General features: G+C 65.3%; 14 protein-coding genes and 1 pseudogene. 3 read left to right on the top strand and 12 right to left on the bottom strand.

What is annotated here, in order from left to right:
- Window positions 1–185 precede the first annotated feature (185 nt).
- Window positions 186–1,370 carry an FAD-binding domain gene (locus A7G45_RS19880; protein WP_260939678.1) on the top strand — a complete coding sequence of 395 codons (1,185 nt, stop codon included), beginning with the start codon at window positions 186–188 and terminating at the stop codon, window positions 1,368–1,370.
- Window positions 1,371–1,476: 106 nt separating this feature from the next.
- Here A7G45_RS19880 and A7G45_RS19875 read toward each other — a convergent pair whose 3' ends face one another.
- Complete coding sequence (locus tag A7G45_RS19875) at window positions 1,477–2,298, bottom strand: alpha/beta fold hydrolase (RefSeq protein ID WP_260939676.1); 822 nt, start codon at window positions 2,296–2,298, stop codon at window positions 1,477–1,479.
- A 188-nt stretch (window positions 2,299–2,486) separates the two neighbouring features.
- Between A7G45_RS19875 and A7G45_RS19870 the strand changes: the two genes are divergently transcribed.
- The gene (locus A7G45_RS19870; RefSeq protein WP_260939674.1) at window positions 2,487–2,795 is read left to right on the top strand and encodes a DUF3040 domain-containing protein; all 309 of its coding nucleotides are present in this window, start codon (window positions 2,487–2,489) and stop codon (window positions 2,793–2,795) included.
- 36 nt (window positions 2,796–2,831) lie between these two features.
- On the opposite strand, the gene A7G45_RS19865 is transcribed toward A7G45_RS19870, so the two are convergent.
- From A7G45_RS19865 to A7G45_RS19845, 5 genes are all read right to left on the bottom strand, one after another.
- Window positions 2,832–3,131 carry an ANTAR domain-containing protein gene (locus A7G45_RS19865; RefSeq protein WP_260939672.1) on the bottom strand — a complete coding sequence of 100 codons (300 nt, stop codon included), beginning with the start codon at window positions 3,129–3,131 and terminating at the stop codon, window positions 2,832–2,834.
- A gap of 60 nt (window positions 3,132–3,191) precedes the next feature.
- On the bottom strand, window positions 3,192–3,455 hold the full coding sequence (locus A7G45_RS19860) for a hypothetical protein (protein ID WP_260939669.1): 264 nt from the start codon (window positions 3,453–3,455) through the stop codon (window positions 3,192–3,194).
- A 7-nt stretch (window positions 3,456–3,462) separates the two neighbouring features.
- Window positions 3,463–4,506, bottom strand: coding sequence for a 1-acyl-sn-glycerol-3-phosphate acyltransferase (locus A7G45_RS19855; RefSeq protein WP_260939668.1), 1,044 nt, complete (start codon window positions 4,504–4,506; stop codon window positions 3,463–3,465).
- Window positions 4,507–4,808: 302 nt separating this feature from the next.
- Window positions 4,809–6,191: an amino acid permease gene (locus A7G45_RS19850; protein WP_260939665.1), complete on the bottom strand. Its 1,383-nt coding sequence runs from the start codon at window positions 6,189–6,191 to the stop codon at window positions 4,809–4,811.
- 327 nt (window positions 6,192–6,518) lie between these two features.
- On the bottom strand, window positions 6,519–7,016 hold the full coding sequence (locus tag A7G45_RS19845) for a nitroreductase family deazaflavin-dependent oxidoreductase (RefSeq protein ID WP_260939664.1): 498 nt from the start codon (window positions 7,014–7,016) through the stop codon (window positions 6,519–6,521).
- Window positions 7,017–7,395: 379 nt separating this feature from the next.
- Here A7G45_RS19845 and A7G45_RS19840 point away from each other — a divergent pair.
- Window positions 7,396–8,082: pseudogene (locus tag A7G45_RS19840) on the top strand (DNA-processing protein DprA); the annotation flags it as partial.
- 15 nt (window positions 8,083–8,097) lie between these two features.
- On the opposite strand, the gene A7G45_RS19835 reads toward A7G45_RS19840, so the two are convergent.
- The 6 genes from A7G45_RS19835 to A7G45_RS19810 are packed head-to-tail and all read right to left on the bottom strand — an operon-like array spanning window position 8,098 to window position 16,687.
- A complete protein-coding gene (locus A7G45_RS19835; RefSeq protein ID WP_260939663.1) occupies window positions 8,098–9,288 on the bottom strand; it encodes a cytochrome P450 in 1,191 nt (396 codons plus the stop codon).
- 50 nt (window positions 9,289–9,338) lie between these two features.
- Window positions 9,339–10,994, bottom strand: coding sequence for a bifunctional 3-(3-hydroxy-phenyl)propionate/3-hydroxycinnamic acid hydroxylase MhpA (gene mhpA, locus A7G45_RS19830; protein WP_260939661.1), 1,656 nt, complete (start codon window positions 10,992–10,994; stop codon window positions 9,339–9,341).
- Window positions 10,991–12,868 carry an acyl-CoA synthetase gene (locus tag A7G45_RS19825; RefSeq protein WP_260939659.1) on the bottom strand — a complete coding sequence of 626 codons (1,878 nt, stop codon included), beginning with the start codon at window positions 12,866–12,868 and terminating at the stop codon, window positions 10,991–10,993. The genes mhpA and A7G45_RS19825 overlap by 4 nt, the downstream gene beginning before the upstream one ends.
- A complete protein-coding gene (locus A7G45_RS19820; protein ID WP_260939657.1) occupies window positions 12,865–13,803 on the bottom strand; it encodes a fumarylacetoacetate hydrolase family protein in 939 nt (312 codons plus the stop codon). The genes A7G45_RS19825 and A7G45_RS19820 overlap by 4 nt, the downstream gene beginning before the upstream one ends.
- Window positions 13,800–14,933: a VOC family protein gene (locus A7G45_RS19815; protein ID WP_260939656.1), complete on the bottom strand. Its 1,134-nt coding sequence runs from the start codon at window positions 14,931–14,933 to the stop codon at window positions 13,800–13,802. The genes A7G45_RS19820 and A7G45_RS19815 overlap by 4 nt, the downstream gene beginning before the upstream one ends.
- Complete coding sequence (locus A7G45_RS19810) at window positions 14,930–16,687, bottom strand: FAD-dependent monooxygenase (protein WP_260939655.1); 1,758 nt, start codon at window positions 16,685–16,687, stop codon at window positions 14,930–14,932. Before A7G45_RS19810 ends, A7G45_RS19815 begins: the two co-directional genes overlap by 4 nt.
- Window positions 16,688–16,847 lie beyond the last annotated feature (160 nt).

The raw sequence follows: 16,847 nt of genomic DNA, 5'->3' as shown, positions 1-16,847 counted from the left end.
ATTCTCCAACGTCGCGCCGCCCGCCCTGCGCTGGCAATGATCGCGGACAACAATTGTTGCATTGTGCGATAATAGGTAATGCGTCGATGTAGCCGCGCCGCCGGGCGCGCAACGCAGAAGAGCCTCATGAGGCACACGAACGCTCACCGGCCGACGCGTCCCGATGTGGGTCGCCGACCGAACCGATGAAGATCGCTGTCGTCGGCGCCGGGATCGCCGGGACTACGGCCGCATTCTGGTTGCGCCGCAGCGGTTATGAAGTCACGCTGATCGAGAAGGCGCCGCAGCTGCGCGACGGCGGTTACATCGTCGATTTCTGGGGTGTGGGATACGAGGTCGCCGAGAAGATGGGACTCGCCGCGGCGGTGCACGCGGCCGGCTACGACATCGAAGAGGTACGCCTGGTCGACAAATGCGGCCGGCGGGTTGGTGGCTTCAACACCCGCAGCCTGCGCCGCATGACCGACGGACGATTCACCAGTGTGGCGCGCACGGATCTAGCTCGCATGATCTTCAATGCCGTCGACGGCCAGGTTTCGACCTTATTCGGGGCGGGCGTTGTCGACATCGATCAATCCGATGCCGGTGTGAAAGTTCGTCTCCACACTGGTGAGTCACGACTATTCGATCTGGTAGTCGGCGCCGACGGGGTGCATTCGGCGGTGCGCCGGAAGGCATTTGGTCCCGATCGCCAATTCGAAACCGACCTGGGTTACCGGGTTGCGGCGTTCGAGGTCACCGGCTATCGGCCGCGCGACCAGCTGGTGTACCTCACCCACAGCGATCCGGGTCGCATGATCAGCCGATTCGCCATGCGGGGTGATCGCACCTTGTTTCTGGCGGTGTTCACCGCCGATCGACTGCCCAGTCCGGTGCCGCGGTCGACGCACGACGTCAAGCACGCCTTGTGGCAGGTGCTGGGGACGGCGGGGTGGGAATGCCCGCAGATTCTCGAAGCTCTCGAACGCACCGAGGACATCTATTTTGATCGCGTGAGTCAGATCGTCATGGATCGCTGGTCGAGGGGGCGGGTCGCGTTGATCGGGGACGCCGCTTGCGCAGTGTCCCCGCTGGCCGGGGAAGGCACTGGGCTGGCGATGGCCGAGGCATATGTGCTGGCCGGCGAACTCAACCGAGCTGACACTGATTATCGCTTCGCGTTCGCGAACCAGGAACGTCTGCTACGCGAATTCATCGACGAAAAGCAGGCCTCCGCGCGCCGCTTCGCCGCAGTGTTCGCCCCGACGACGGCAATCGGTGTGTGGGCACGCAACCAGTCCACCAAACTGCTCGGCCTGCCGTGGCTGGGTCAACGCATCTGGCGCCGCGAACTCAACGACGCATTCACGTTGCCCCAGTATGGGATATAAGCGGTCAGCGCAGACATCCGCGCCGGAAGTACCGTTATGGAGACGCCGCGGCGACTGGCGCGGGGTGACCGCAACCGCGGCACTCGGCCAGCGGCGCCGCCGCGGGCTACTGCATGTGGTCGATGATCAGGTCAGCGAGTTGCTGCGGCTGGTCGAACTGGACGTAGGTGCGGGCGTCCTCGATGACTTCCAGCCGTGCGCGAGGCAAGGTTTGGGTCAGTCGTGCCGCATCGGTCAGCGGGAAGAAACGGTCGCGCGCACCCCAGGCGATGAGTGCCGGACCAGTGAAATGCCGTAGCCGGTCCGCGGCCTCCAGGGTGTGCCTGGCCGAAATCCCCTGCAGCACAGTCCGCACGTCCGCTCGGATACGGCCATCGTGAAGGGGCGCAAACCAATCCGCGAGCAGATGGTCGGGCAGGGGCCGCATTGTCACCGGTGCCGCGGTTAGCGCGGCACGCCGAATCAGCGGCACACGCAGCAGGAGGTCGAGTCCGGCGATGAGGCCGGGAACGTGTGCCCCGGCTGCTTCGATGGGACGGAACATCGTGGGCGGGAAATGTTCGAACGCGTCACAATTGGTCAGCACCAGCCGGTCAACGACGTGTGGGTGGTTTGCGCACAGGATCTGGCACAAGGCGCCGCCGGTGTCATTGCCGACAACTGTGACGTGGGTCAGCTGCAGCCGCTCGATGAATTCGGCGAGCAGCGCCGCCAGCGCCGGCGGGGACAGATCTGCGCCGTTCATCGGTAGTGCGTGCGCTCCCATTGGCAGGTCCGGCATGACGCACCGTAGGCGTCCTTCCAGCAACGCGGCCAGCGGCGCCCACACGGTGCTGTCGACGAATAATCCGTGAACCAGAAGCACGCACGGCCCGCTACCACGGTCGTGGTAACGGATTCGGCCCGCGGTGAGTTCGACAACGGGCATACCGCACCTCCCGCAGTGAGGGCTTGACGCAAGCTCGACGAGTACCGATGGCGTGCCGCAACGCCCGCATGTGCGCCGACGGCAACTGTTGTTATATGCAACACTATACAGATACCTGCGGGCACGGAATCGGACAAACTGCGTGCGGGAACTGTCCGCGGTGTGGATGCGACACGGGAAGGTGCGCCATGGAGCCGTCGCAACGCGAACGACAGATTCTTGAACAAATCTCGGACGAATTGGAACTGCACGCGCCACGACTGACCCGGCAGTTCGATCGAATGACATCCGCGCCCCGGATTCGGCGCAGGCGACACGCAGTGGCCGCCCTGGTGTTCGTTGTCGGCGCCGCGGTTCTGGGCACTGCCGTGCTCATACCCCCGGGCATCGCCGGTGGTGTTTATGTCGCCGCGGCCTGCGGTTATGCGGTGATGTTCTACGCGGCGGTCCGTTGGGTCACCGCACCGCCGAAAGCGGTGTTTCGCCGACCGAAATAGGCGGCCGAAGCCTCATCGGCGCCTCGGGGCCCGTCCTCACAATGTCAGTTGGTCCTTGCGGCGGCCGAGCAGGTCGCCCCATTGCCTGTCGGCCGCGGCCGTGGCCACCGGATCATGATTTGACAGGTCAGTGCCGTCCACTAGCGCAACGAGCGCCAGCGCAATCGCGAAGACTGGCACGTGCTGCCGACGAGCGGCTTCGAGCAATTCGTCGAAGGCGTCTTGGCAACTGCACCGCCGCAGCGCCATCAAAACGCCCTCGGCACGGTCCAGCGCCCGCACGCTCGGGCGCAGGTGAACGGTGGCGATTTGCTGCCGACTCATGATGGTGTCCATCAATGTGGCTCGCTTACAACGTTGAGAGTGCTGGCCTCGGCCATCGCTGCTCCTATCGGATCATTTTGTGGTGTAGGACTTTTCGGATCGTCGGGCGGTGATATGCCCACCGGGCACACGCCGCGGCGCAGGCGCGGCGGCGCGGGGGCCCATGAACAACAAAGAGATGGCCAGCGCCAGCACCGCAGCCAACAAAGCGACGGTTACCACCGCATGGGCGACCAGGCGCCAGTAACCGCAGCCGGGCTGCGGGGGCGGCGGCGGGTTTTCGACACCGTCGCCGGTTACTGCGATGCCTTTATTGGTTCCGCGGTCGGTATGCATCATCGCCTCAGCCGGCAAAGACGTTGCGCCGCACCGCCAACCGCTGCCGCAGGAGAGTCCCAACGGTTTGGCGAACCCGGTCCGCAAGGTCGAACACGGCCATCGGATCGTCGGCATCAGCACAACCTGATGTCGGGATCGGTGTGCCGAATTCGATGTACCACTTGGACGGCAACGGCACCAGGCCCAGCAATCCGGTCAGAGGGAAGGTTGGCGTGATTGGGAAGTACGGCAGTCCCAGCACCCGGGCCAACGGCCCCAGGTTGGCCACCATCGGATAGATCTCTTCGGATCCGACGATCGCGCACGGGACGATCGGTGCACCAGCGCGCAGCGCCGCGGCCGCGAATCCGCCGCGGCCGAAGCGGGCTAGGCGGTAGCGATCGCCGAATCGCTTGCCGAGCCCTTTGTAACCTTCGGGGAAGACCGCTGCCAATTCACCGTTGCACAGCAGGCGGTGGGCGTCGGGCACACAGGCCAAGGTATGTCCGGCTTTGCGCGCCATCGGCGCAAGGACAGGTAGCGCAAATACCAGATCGGCGGCCAAGATCCGTAGCGTGCGGTGTGCGCGATGGCGGTCGTGAATCGCCACCGAGGTCATCAACGCATCCAGTGGCAACACCCCCGCGTGGTTGGCGACGATCAGCGCGGGGCCGTCTGCGGGCACGTTGTCCAGGCCAACCACCTCCGCCCGAAACCAGCCGTTCAACAGGGGGCGCAACATCGGCAGCACGACCCGCTCAGCGAATTCAGCGTCATAACCGAAGTCATCCACCCTGTAATCCCCGATAAGCCGACGGCAGGCGAACGACGTCAGCGCAGCCAATTCGCCGAGAACTGCTGCTGCCGGCGGCACCCGATCTGACCGCTCAATCCCTTGAGAGACGACGGCGGCCGCCCGGTCATCACCGAACGCAGCGCTGACCACCTGCTCCTGGGCGGCAGTGCCAATCCACCGAACATCCCCGGCATGGTCAATCGGTGCGCTCCGGCGATGTCGTGGGCTTCGCCTGTCCAGCGGAACAACGTTCGCGGCTGGGGAACTGATCATCGTGCACTCCTATTCGCGTCCCGGCGCGGCTCATGACGAATTCCCGCCCGCCTCGCCTCGTCGCGAAGTCAATCCGTTACCGCATACAGCAACTATTGCATGATGCTACCGAAACTTTCGTGGCGTGGCCGCTGCCGTGGCATGCCAGCTATTGCACAGGCAATATTCGGCGATAGTGTCATGAAAGATGCAGCAGCAGAGCTGCATTGGCGTTCGTATGCAGCGTGATGTTTGCGGTCGAGGCGCCCGCCGATGACTGCGAGATGCGCGCTCGGCGCCTCGGGATATCGGATCGCTGCCCATTAGACTGGGGGCTCGTCAGATTGGCCAGATGTCGCCTCGGCCATCGCCTCGACCTCACGGATCCCCCGGGGCCGGCCCGCCTTGATCCACAGCCGCCACAGCACCGCTGCAACCAGCACGGTCGCCACGAGGCTGACAACCGGATAACCACGGCCCAGATTGATCACGAGGACGAAAAACACCACGATCACACCGGTTCCGTTGAGGATGAGATGGCCGCGGTTGTGCTCGTGATACGAGAAGTAGGCCATCGCGACCAGACCAGCCAAAAAGCTCAGGAACACCGACACTGCGTAGTAGAGCACGAGGGTTTGATCGTGCCCGCCAGCGGCGACCGTCGCGGCCACTGAGATGACCGTGAAGATCACCACACCCCAGTACGGAGTGTGGTGAATGTTCGTTCGGCCCAGCGGCGCCGGCAAAATGCCCGTGCCGTGCGAGGTGCGGGCCAGCGCTTTCAGCAGGCCAGGCCCGGCTTGGAACGATGAGCTGGCCGCCGACAGAAGCAGCAGCGCGGTGACGAGCTGGAATGCCGCAAACACCGTACCCGGCGAGCAGTGGCGGGCAAGTTCAGCGATCTGGGTGCTGTCCTCGGGTGGGATGCCGATGTTGAGCAGACGCGCTTCGACGGTCAATCCCATGGTGAGCGTGCCAACGATGCCCAGGGTCAGCCACAGGGTGACCTTGCCGAATTGGTGGCGCCCGCGATCGTCAAGCTGGCCCAGCTGCGCGATCGCCGACGACGGAGCCTCGACGCCGGTCGCGAGCGCCATCGCTACAGGAAAGGCAAGCAGCACCGCGAGAACCGCACCGTGGCCGGCATTACCCGACACGGACAGAGATGTCCCCGCCTGCGGCTCGGCGGCTGTTCCGTACAGCAGAACGACTGTCGTGACGGCGATGAAGGCCATGGTCATGGCCGCGAACGCGATGCGACCGAGGTGACCGAACCACGTCGCCCCGCCGACAAGGATCGTCAACCCGGCTGCCAGAATGATCCGGTCCGGCGCCAACGCCGGCACGTAGGCGATGATCGCTGATGCGCCGGCCGCGACACTGATCGCGATAGTCAGGACAAAATCAACGATGAGGGCGCCAATCGGCAGGAACGCCCATCCCTCACCGAAGGCCTCGCCAGTGGCAGCTGACGCACCGCCGCCTCGCGGATATCGAGCAATCAGCTGCTGATAGTTCACCACCACCAGCGCAATGATCAGAACCACCGCAGACATCGCCGGAATCAACAAGGTCAGATCACCATCGAGCGCACGCAACGCGGCCTCGATCGCGTACGCAACCGATGACACGGGATCGGCCATAACCGCAAAGGCAAACGCGAGCAGCAGAATCGGACGCGAATGAAGAAATTTCAGCATCGGCATCCTCAATCTGGGCTCAGCAAAAGACACTGCCGACCAGACTTCCCGGCGCACCAAGATGGTGAGCTTAGCGCACCTTGGCCATCTCGGGGTGCCTCTAATCGCTGGTCACACTCCGCAATTTGCCATCAAACACCTGGTTGGCCAGGCTCCGCCTGGGCACCTTCGATTGCGGCGGCCGAGTCGAGCACGTAACACCGTATCGCTCAGCGTGGCTCGATGTCGCGACACCGCCAGACAGACAGATCGTTCAGCGCCTCAGCGTGATACGCGAGGCTGCTTTCGTCAGGCTTGACCGCTGTCCGACCCCACGAAACCGCGTATCGCAGGTCAATCGGACGCCACCGGGGAATGGGGGACAAACCGGACAAAGGGCATGTGTCGCCCGGCTTCGCGGAAGTCGGCTTCGGAGCCGTTGACTGCGAACCCCATCACGCGCGGAAGAACCAGCTTCGCCAACACGCGATGTCGCATCGCATAGCGGGCGAAGATGTCCGCCCCTTCGTCGGCATCCAGCGCTACCGCCGTCACTGGCAAGGTGCGGCGCCCCACATCAATGGTGACATTCGGTGTGTGAAGCACGTTTTGGTACCAGGCGGCGGTCGGCCCCCATCCTGAGGCGACAACGAAGCTGTCATTCGCGCGATCGTGGTCGGCGACCTCAAGGACCGCTTGGCGGGGCTGGCCGGACACTCGACCTATGTGATGGAGCAGCAATATTCGCTCCCCGAACACCCACCCGAGGTGAGCTCGATACGCGTAAATGGGCAGCCGATACAAGAACCGGTTCAATCCCGCCGGAGGTCTCACGCTCTTCACGATCTTCACAACTATTGTCCTCTCCGCACTTTGGATATGCCTCACGTACAAGCGCCGCATCGTGCGCGATGACAACCGGCCGATACGGGCCCCCGTCCACATAACCCTACTGCAACTATTGCATAGCGCAATAGTCTGTGAGGATACCTGGTGCGTCGTTGTTGCGATGCGCTCGACAATGCGGCGGCCACGGACCCAAAGCGGACGGTGTAGGTCGGCGGGTTGCTTTTGCGAGTTTGTCTAGCGCTGGTATTGCGCAGATGGTCGCATTCGCGTCAGGAGTGCTAATCCGAGCCGTCCTTCAGTTGTGGCTCGTCAGTTGCCAGATCAAGGCGGTTAGTCTGGGCAGACGTACCATTGCGCATGTCCCAGTGCAACAATTTAGACTAGCGATAGAACCTATGGCATCGACGGAGCGGCGCACCGCGCCGCACTGGCGTCGGACGGCGTCACCGTGGCGGTGTTGGCCGGTGGTGTCGATGTGCCGTACCCCTCCGGGCATTCCGCGCTGTTGCACCGGGTCGCCACGTCCGGGCTGCTGCTCAGTGAGTATCCGCCGGGGGAGCGACCGACGCGGTACCGGTTCCTGACCCGTAACCGGTTGGTGGCGGCCTTGTCCGGCGCGACAGTGGTCGTGGAGGCGGGTCTGCGCAGCGGCGCGGCCAACACGGCAGCCTGGGCGCGCGCGATGGGCCGCGAGGTGTGTGCGGTGCCGGGCCCGGTGACCTCGGCTGCCTCGGCGGGGTGTCACGTCCTGCTGCGTAGCGGTGCGACCTTGGTCGACCGGGCGGAGCAGATCGTCGAATTGATCGGCCGGATGGGCGAACTCGCCGACGAACCCGAGCATCCAGAGACGCCGCTGGACGATCTGACGCCTGACCAGCTTCAGGTTTACGAGGCGCTGCCGGCGCGCGGATTCCGCAGCCTGGAACAGATTTCGATTGGCGCGGCGCTGGCTCCCGAACGCGTGCTCGGGCCACTGGCACTGCTGGAGATCAGTGGTCTGGTCGAGAAGCAGGACGGGCGGTGGCGGATCAGGAGGGACACCGGTGGCAACGCCAAGACAGTCCGCTGACCCGGCTACGTGCGGCTAAGCGGCGATCAGCTTGAGAGGCAAGCGTTCGTGGCGGCGGATGATGTTGTTCACCGCCCACTCGGGCGTACCGGTCAGCTCTATCCGGTCCACGCGCTCGAGCAGCGCCTGCAACATCGCGGTTGTTTCCAAGCGCGCCAGGCCCTGTCCGGCGCAAGCGTGGGCACCGTGTCCGAAACCGATGTGACGGCCCGCGTCGCGTCGGATGTCGAAGACCGCTGGGTTCTCCCATTCGCGTTCGTCGCGGTTGGCCGAGGCATAGATCACCAAGACTCGTGCGCCCGAGGGGATTCGCACGCCAGCGATTTCGGTCTGCTGCGCCGCGCACCGCGCGAAGGCGCGCAGCGGTGGCTCATAGCGGACGATTTCATTGACGGCGTTTGCGATGAGGGCGGGTTCGTCCTTGAGCAGTTGCCACTGGTCGGGGTGGCCGGCGAAGAGACTCAACGCGTTGGAGATGGCACTCATGGTGGTATCGATCGACGGGGCGAGGTAATCGACGAGCAACGGCGGGCATTCGTGGTGCGCCAGTTTGCCTTCGTCTGCGGCCGCAAGTAGCTCATGAGCCATGCTGCCGTCGATGACGTTGCGCTCGCGAACCACACGCCGCGCGAAGCGCAGCATGAGCATGGTGTTGGGTACTGCTTTGATCGCCTGCCAGTTGAGCGGGCCGAGTACATCGAATGTTGCTCCGGCCCAAGCAATCAGGTGATCGCGTTGATCGCGCGGCCAACCGATGAGGTCGGGGACGACGGCCAACGGGAGCGCGGCCGCGAGGTCGTGGACACCATCGATCTCCCCCTTGTCGAGCGCAGTATCGACGACGCTGCGGGCCGCGTCATCGACGGTGTCACTGATGGCGCGCAGCGCACGCGGCAGCATGCGGTGGGCGACGCTCTTGCGGCGTCGTTCGTGCTCGACACCGTCGCTGTTGAGCGTGGTGCCGTGCGACATTCGGTTGGTGATCGGATTGAGTGCCACACCGTGACCCGACAGAAAGTTCTTGTCGTCGCGTAGCACCGCTTTGCACTCGGCGTACCGCGGCAGCGCATACGCCCGTTGCTTCGCCAGCCATACCACCGGACCGAGGTCACGCATCCTCTGGTAGTGGGGATAGGGGTCGGTGATGGCGTCGACAGAGTAGATGTCGGGCTCGTAGCTGGGTAGACCAGCGGGTCGGCGTTGCATTGATGGTCCTCTCATGCCTCAGGCGGTGGACGAAAGAGTGCGGGCGCGCTTCAGCTGGGCATTCCGGGATCGGCACCGCGAACCTGCAGTTCGGTGTCCGTGCGGGACGCGGGCGGGTGAGTGGTGCGCGCCCAAGCACGCTGACCGGACGCCGCCGAAAACCCCGGGATGGCCGCACACAGGTTCCAGACATCTCGCCCTGCACACATCACCGTGCGATCAGGACGGATGATGGCGACGGTCGCACGGCCGCGGCGTAGCCACCGCTCCAGTTCACCTCCGGGTTCGGCGACGTGTACGACAATGCCGTGCTCGTCGAGCGCCGCGAGCTGAAATGCCAGTGGACGCGTGGTGGTGACCAGACCGAAGCCATTGCCCAGCAAGGTGTCGAGGCGCCTGCCGTCGACGGCAACGGGGTTGGGGCACAGGGTCCCGGCGAGGTGCTGCGGCATCCGGCGTTTGATCACCAAGGCAGACTGATGCAACCGCGGGGTGGTGCCGTTGGCGATCTTGTCGCGAAGCCCCGGAATCCACCGCAGGCGAGGTGCGACGGCGCGCCGCACCAGGTTTCCGACCTGGCCGCCGGCCGTCATCGCCCATCCCATGCCCAACGCCAGGCCGATCATGGTGCGTGCGTGCGGCTTTCGTTCTTGTTCGTAGGTATCCAGCAGGGCGGCGGGCATGTCCGTATTGATGACGGCGGCGATTTTCCACGCGAGGTTCATCGCGTCGCGTAGGCCCGCTCCCATGCCTTGTCCGATGAAAGGCGGCGTGAGGTGCGCGGCGTCACCGAGAAGGAAGACGTGGCCGTCCCGCCATTTGTCGGCGAGCTGGGCGCGAAAGGTGTACTCGGTGACGCGTACCAGCTCGAGTCCGTCGTCAGCGACGTCGCCGATCCACGGAACGATCAGGGGCCGAAGGGTTTTCAACGTGCTGAAGTCGGCGGCGACTTCCGATGGCAGCAGACGGAATTCCCAGCGGTAGCGGTTGTGCCCGATCCGCATGTACGTCGCGGCCCGAATGGGATCGCACACCTGGTGCACGCCATCCCATTGATCGAGCTCGGCGTCGGTGACCACATCGGCCACCAGCCAACGCTGCTCGAACCGCAGGTCGTCCATCTCTGCGCCGATCGAGGCTCGCACGATGCTGTTGGCCCCGTCGCAGCCCAAGACATAGCTGGTTTCGATGGCGTGCTGTGTTCCGGCATCGCGGTCGGTGTAGGTGACCCGGACGCGGCCGGGCTCAAGCTGAGTGACGGCGGTGACGTCCACATTGCCGCGCAACTGCACATTCGGGCGCTTGGTCAGGTTCGCGCGCAGCAGCAATTCCAGCTCGGGTTGGTCGAACATGTTGGCCTGCGGGTACCCGTGCCTGCTGCGGGTGGGGTCGCGGTCGAACTGCGCCAGCGTGTGGTGGTTCTGGTCGAGCAGCCGCAAGCCGAGCGCCGGCCGCGAGATTGCGCGGAACTGCTCGGCCACGCCGATGCGGGCGAGGATGCGATGAATCTCGTCGTCGAGGTGGACTGCCCGTGGCTGGGGATAGACCGATTTCCATCGGTCGAGAACCAGCGTCGGCACGCCGTAGTCGGCCAGCAGGGTCGCCGCGGCGACGCCGGTCGGCCCCGCTCCGACGACGACAACGGGGACGGATGTTGTTACAGGGTAAGGAATTTGCGCCGACGACGTCGAGACGGGAGCAGTCACGATCGTTCCTCGATGCCCCAGGCGAGCGCATACCGTCCGAGGATCGCAGTGATCGTGTCGGTCTCGGTGTCGGTGCCGACAGTCACGACGATGGAGCCGTCGTCGACTGTGGCTTCGACATCCACGACGCCGGGCACGCCTGCCAGCGCGTCCATGATCGCGCGGCGGGCGGCGTCAGCGCGCAGCGCGGGCTTGTACGGTTTCCCGACGGCGGTGAGCGGGATCGCATCGATCACGGTCACCGATTTCGGCGCGGCGGCCGCCTCGGCTACCCGCTCAACAGCCCACTGGCGCAACGACTCCGGAGTGACTGCCGCCTCGGGACGCACCGTCACGTAGGCGACCGGCACCTCACCGGCATGGACATCGGGTCGGCCCACCGCGGCGACGCCGGTCACGTCGGGATGCGCCAGCAGGACGTCCTCGATCAGCACCGGGTCGATGTTGTGCCCGCCGCGGATGATCAAATCCTTGGCACGTCCGGACAGGTGCACGAAATCGTCGTCGCCGATCCAGGCGAGGTCCCCGGTGTCGAGCCAGCCGTCGACGAGTTTGCCGTTGCCGTCGAGCACGAAACCATCCGCGCTGCGGCCGGTGACGTAGCCCGGGAACACGGTGGGCCCGCCGATCGCCAAGGTTCCGATCTGCCCGGGCGGCAGGTCGTGCCAGGTCCCGTCGCCATCGATCCGGACAGCTTTGACCTGCTGATAGGGCAACCGCTGACCTACCGAGCCCGGGCGGGGGTGCTCGGGGAAGCAGCGGGCACTCGCGCACGTCGCCTCGGTCAACCCGTAGCCCTCCACGAGCGTGACGCCGGTGTGCGACTGGAAATCGCCGCGCACCGCGTCGGGGAGCGCGGAGGCGCCGACGATCGCCAACCGCATGCAGGAGATGTCGGCATCGATCGGGAGCTGGCTGAGCACGGAGTACACCGTGGGGACGGCGCTCATTGTGGAGACCTGGTAGCGCTCAACGATCTTCCAGAAGTTCCCGTACAGCCCCATGTCCCGGTAGCCGAGCGGCCCGGCCCACAACACCTGCTGCCCACGCAGCAGCGGGGCCAACGTGGTCACCACGAGAGCGTTCACATGGAACAGCGGCAAGGCCGCGAACAACACCGCAGTCTCATCGAGCACCGTGTTGGCGGCGATCATCCAGGCGTCGGTTACTTCATTGGCGTGGGTGTGCGCGGCCAGTTTGGGTGCGCCGGTGGTGCCGCCAGTGTGAAACAGTGCTGCCAGATCGCTGGATTGCGGTGCGTCGCCACTGAATTGCGCGCTGTCGTAGTCTGCGGCCAGCCGAGCCAGAGAGCCCACGTTCGCACCCGCGAGAGCGGGGACGGCGATCGAGCCAGCACCGGTGGGCCCGATCAGCAGGACGGTGTCGATGAGGCCGTCGGCAACGAGTCGTTCGGCAATCGCCCACGCGGATGCGTCGAGTTCGGGATTCGAGGAGATCAATACTCGGGCACCGGACCGCCGTACCAGTTCGCTGATGTGCCCGGGCGAGAGTGCGCCATTGACCGGCGCGGCGATACCGGCCAGCTGGGCCGCCAGCGTCGCGGTGATGAGCTCGTCGCAATTCGGTGCGATCAGCGCGACCGCGTCGCCGCGCCGAACACCCAAGTCGTACAACAGGTTGGCGGCTTGGTGCACGTCGTGCAACAGCTGTCCGAAGGTACGCTGAACCGGCTGCTCCCACCGCTGGCCATCGGGCAGGACACTGACCGCGACCCGGCCCGGCCACAACTGGGCGGCCCGGACCAGCATCGCGTACGTCGAGTCGGGCAGGCCGCGGTCGGACAGCGGCACCGACTCGATGTCGGCCAGGTCCGTTGGTTCAGAGTAACTGGGCCACAACAGGTTCGAGCTCACGCATACCTCACGGTGTTGTGTTGGGCGCCGAGGTCGATCGCGCCGTCGTCGGTGGCGACGGTCGCCTCGACGACGTCGCCGTCGTGCAGATACTTGGGGTTCTTCGCCTGGCTCTTGAAGAAGGCCTTCCACTTCACGGCCGGCGGCAGCAGTGACCCGATGAGTTGGATCGGTTTCGGCGGTGCGCTCAACGCGGTGCCGACGGGTGTTCCGGTCAGAATCAGGTCGCCGGCGCTGAGATCCTGGAAGCGGGTCAGTGACCGCAGGGCCTGCAGTGGCGGATAGATCATGTCGCCGGCGACGAGCATGTCTTGCCGCAGTTGGCCATTGACGCGCAGTTGCAGACGCAGGTCGCCGAAGCGCTTGAGTTCGGCGGCGGTCAGCAGCACCAGCGCCGGCCCGACGGGGGTGAAGGTGGGGTAGGACTTGGCTTCGTAGAACTGAGTCTGCGGCAGCTGGATATCGCGGGCGGACACGTCGTTGGTCACCACCAACCCGGCCACGTAGTCGGACAGGTTGGACTCGTCGATGGTGCTGCCCACCGGGATGTCGGTGCCGATGACCAGACCGATCTCCACTTCATAGTCCAGAAACCGCACGTGGCTGGGTTTGACGATCGCGTCCGCTGGGCCGGTGATCGACGCCGACGATTTGCGGAAGAAGGTCAACGGGATCGAGGCCGGTTCCATCCCGGCGTCCCTGACGTGCGAGGCGAAATTGGTCATCTGGGCCACGACGCGGCACGGTGCGGTCACCGGGGAGAGCAGATCGAGGCTGTCGACCGGCACCGTGCTGGGGTCGGAAGCGGCGGCCTCGATAGCGGCGCGGTCGGCCAGCAGCGCACCGGTGGTGGTCGCGTCGGTGGCGATCTTGGTTGCGCCGGTGGCGGTGTACACCCACCAGGCGTCGGCGGTGCGAAGAACGGAGATGGTCATGACTTGGCAGCTTTCAGTAGGCCGATGAGGCGGTTGACGTCGAATTCGTTGTTGCCGCGTAGCGCGGTGAGCAGTTCGCGCGCCTCGCTGCGCGCGTGCCTGGGACTGGTGCCGAGGAAGTCGGCGGTGGCGGGCGGTCCCCATTGCGCCAGGCCGGAGGCGGTGAACTCTGCCCATCCGGGTTCGAGCGTGCTGTCGAACATGTCGCCGTCGGTGAAGTGCTCGACCATGAACCCGTCGGGGTCGCGCCAGTAGTCGAAGATCTGGCTGCCCTGGATATGTCGCCCGATGCCCCAGGAGCGTTGGTAGCCATGGTCTTTGAGGTATTCACCGCCCGCGGCGAGGGCGTCGAGATCACTGACCTGGTAGGCCGAATGCACGTAGCGGTTTGCTGGCCCCAGCGCCAACGCCAGGGTGTGATGGTCGGTCGGGATCGACCCGCGGTCGCACCGGATGAAGCTCATGGCGGGCCCGCGTTCGCGCTGTCCCGGGAAGTACAGGAAGTCGCTGACGATCAAGCCGAGCGTGTCGAGGTACCAGTCCAATGCCGCACGGTATTTGGTGGTCTGTAGGACGACGTGGCCGAGTCGCTGCACCGTCGTCGGCACCCGTGGCGGCCGCTGCATCGCGTTGATCCGGGCGACGTCGTCGCCGAAGTTGAGGGTGTGAGGTACCTGCGATGGCAGCGGACTCAGCGGATGGGCGCCGGACACCACGCGTACCGGGATGCCGCTGGGGTCGGTCAATTGCACACCCAGTCCGCCGATCGATTCCGGTAGCGCGGTGGCCCGGGAGCCGGTCTTGTCGGCCAGTCGCACCAGGTCGGCGTCGTCCGCGGCGACGAAAGCCAGCCCGCGGAACCGGGTCTGCGGGCCACGCCGGATGAGGACGCACGGGGCGTCGGGCTCGCTACCGCGCAAGTGCAATTCGGTGTCGGTGCGGAGCGCGGTACCGAAGCCGAACGCATGGGCAAAGGCCTCGGCGCGCGCCAGATCGGGTTTGTCGAACTCCAGCCACGCGACGTCGACGACCTTGGTCAGCGGGTTGTGGGAGCGGCCCGGATGCTCGCCGCTGAGGGCTCCGTCTGCGCTGTGCAGACCGTTGTGGGCACCGATCGTGTTGTTGCTCATCGTGAGTACTCCTTTCGCGGAGTCAGAATCGAGGCGCCGACCGCGCCGCGGAGCCGGTCGATCACGGCCACCGCGTCGGTGGGGCCGCTGTTTCCGCGCCATGCCACGTGCTGATCGGGACGGATCAGCACCAGGTCACGCTCGTAGAGCTTCCGGGTATGCGTGTCGCGGACATCGACGACAGTCAGCGGGACGCCACGATCCTCTGCCGCAGCGACCAACTCCATGACGTCGACGTCGGTGAAGCGCAGCAGCGTGAATCCGGACCCGAACAGGTCGAACAGAGCCGTACCGTCCGGCAGGAAGACACTCGGTGGCCGGGCACCCGGCACGGTGCTCGGGAGGTATCGGTGCGAGGGATTGGCCGGGGGATTGCCGGGTTCTGCACAGACGACCGGCGAGTTGTCGTAGCGGTATCCGTGCTCGATTCCGTCGGCCTCATTTTCCAGGTTGCCGAGATCGAGAATCTCGCGGCCCAGGCGCGCGCGATCACGTTCACCCGCCCAGCCCTCCCTGGAAAGCGATGCGCGGTGTGCCATTTGGATGGCCAGGCGCACCAAAGTGTGCCGGGCGGAGGCATCCCGATTGGCGACCCCGACCGCGCGGCGTTCGGCCGCGTACGCACTGAGTAGGCGGGGACCGCCCCAGCCGTTGACGACAGCGGCCAGCGCCCAGCCCAACCCGACCGCGTCGCCGACGCCGGTGTTCATGCCGTAGCCGCCGTTGGGCACCACCTGGTGGGCCGAGTCGCCGGCCAGCCACACCCGCCCGTGCCCATACGAGTCGGCGAGTGAGAGCCGGGGGCGCCATTCGTTGGCAACGATGATGTCGCAATCGAATTCGACGCCCAGCCGAGCGAACAGGAACTGCTTCGGATCGATTTCCTCGGTCTTGACGCCCATGCCGATCGGGGTGTGCAGCGTCCAGGTGTCGCGATCGTTCTGCGAGATCAAGGTCCAGCCCTCGGGGGACTGGGTATGCCAGGTCGTGCCGAATCGTTCCAACACCTCGCGCGCGGGGGACGTGAAATGCACCATGTACACGCGGCCGTCCATCGGGGTCTGGTGCCGTTCCACGAATGCCCGCACCGTCCCCGCGAGCACCGTGCGCAACCCGATCTCACGTGCAGCCAGCCGCCGGATATCGATGTCGTGCAACGCAATTCCCAATTCGCGGCGCACGATGCTGCCGGCCCCGTCGCACCCGGCCAGGTAGTCCGCCCGCACTGTGCGGGTCTCGCCCGTCGCGCTGCAGTTGATCACCGCGTCGACGCCGTCGGCGTGCTGGCGGAAGGACCGCAGGGCCCACCCGTATCGGACGTCGATGCCCGTCCGCGTCTCCAGAATCGCCTTGAGTGCCGGTTCGAGAATCGCCTGGGAAACCCGCATCGGCGGTTCCAACGTCGTGGTGCCGTCGGTACACGCACGGATGGTTTGGCGGCGTTCGGCGACGCCGGGGTAGCGGAACCGAGCCAATTCCCAGCCGCTGACCTTGGTGACCCAGGCAACGTCGAACGGATGATCTTCCGGCACAGCCACTTTGCGCAATTCGTCAGCGATACCGAGCTGCCGGTACAGCTCCATGCTGCGGCCGTTGGTGATGTCCATCTTGGGGTGCGTGGTGGTCGACGGATTGCGTTCGACGAGCAGCGCCTGCACACCGTGTCGCGCCAAGGTGAGCGCCAGCGTAAGGCCGACCGGCCCACCGCCGGCGATCAGTACCGGGACCCGGTCAACCGGTGCATTCTCGATCATCGCTGATCCCTTCTGATGTCAACAACTATGTACTGAATTGAACAGATATGTTCAACACAAGTCAAGGGTGTTTCTTGAACAGGTTTGTTCAGAATTATCAGAGGCTGTACAAACGGGGCTGCTACTGTTGTGGATTGAACAGGTGATGCAGGATGGTTCG

This window comes from Mycolicibacterium llatzerense (genome assembly GCF_025331195.1).
Classification (GTDB): Bacteria; Actinomycetota; Actinomycetes; order Mycobacteriales; family Mycobacteriaceae; genus Mycobacterium; species Mycobacterium llatzerense.
Note: the sequence above shows the minus strand (reverse complement) of the source record. Positions and strands in the feature narration are given on the sequence as shown.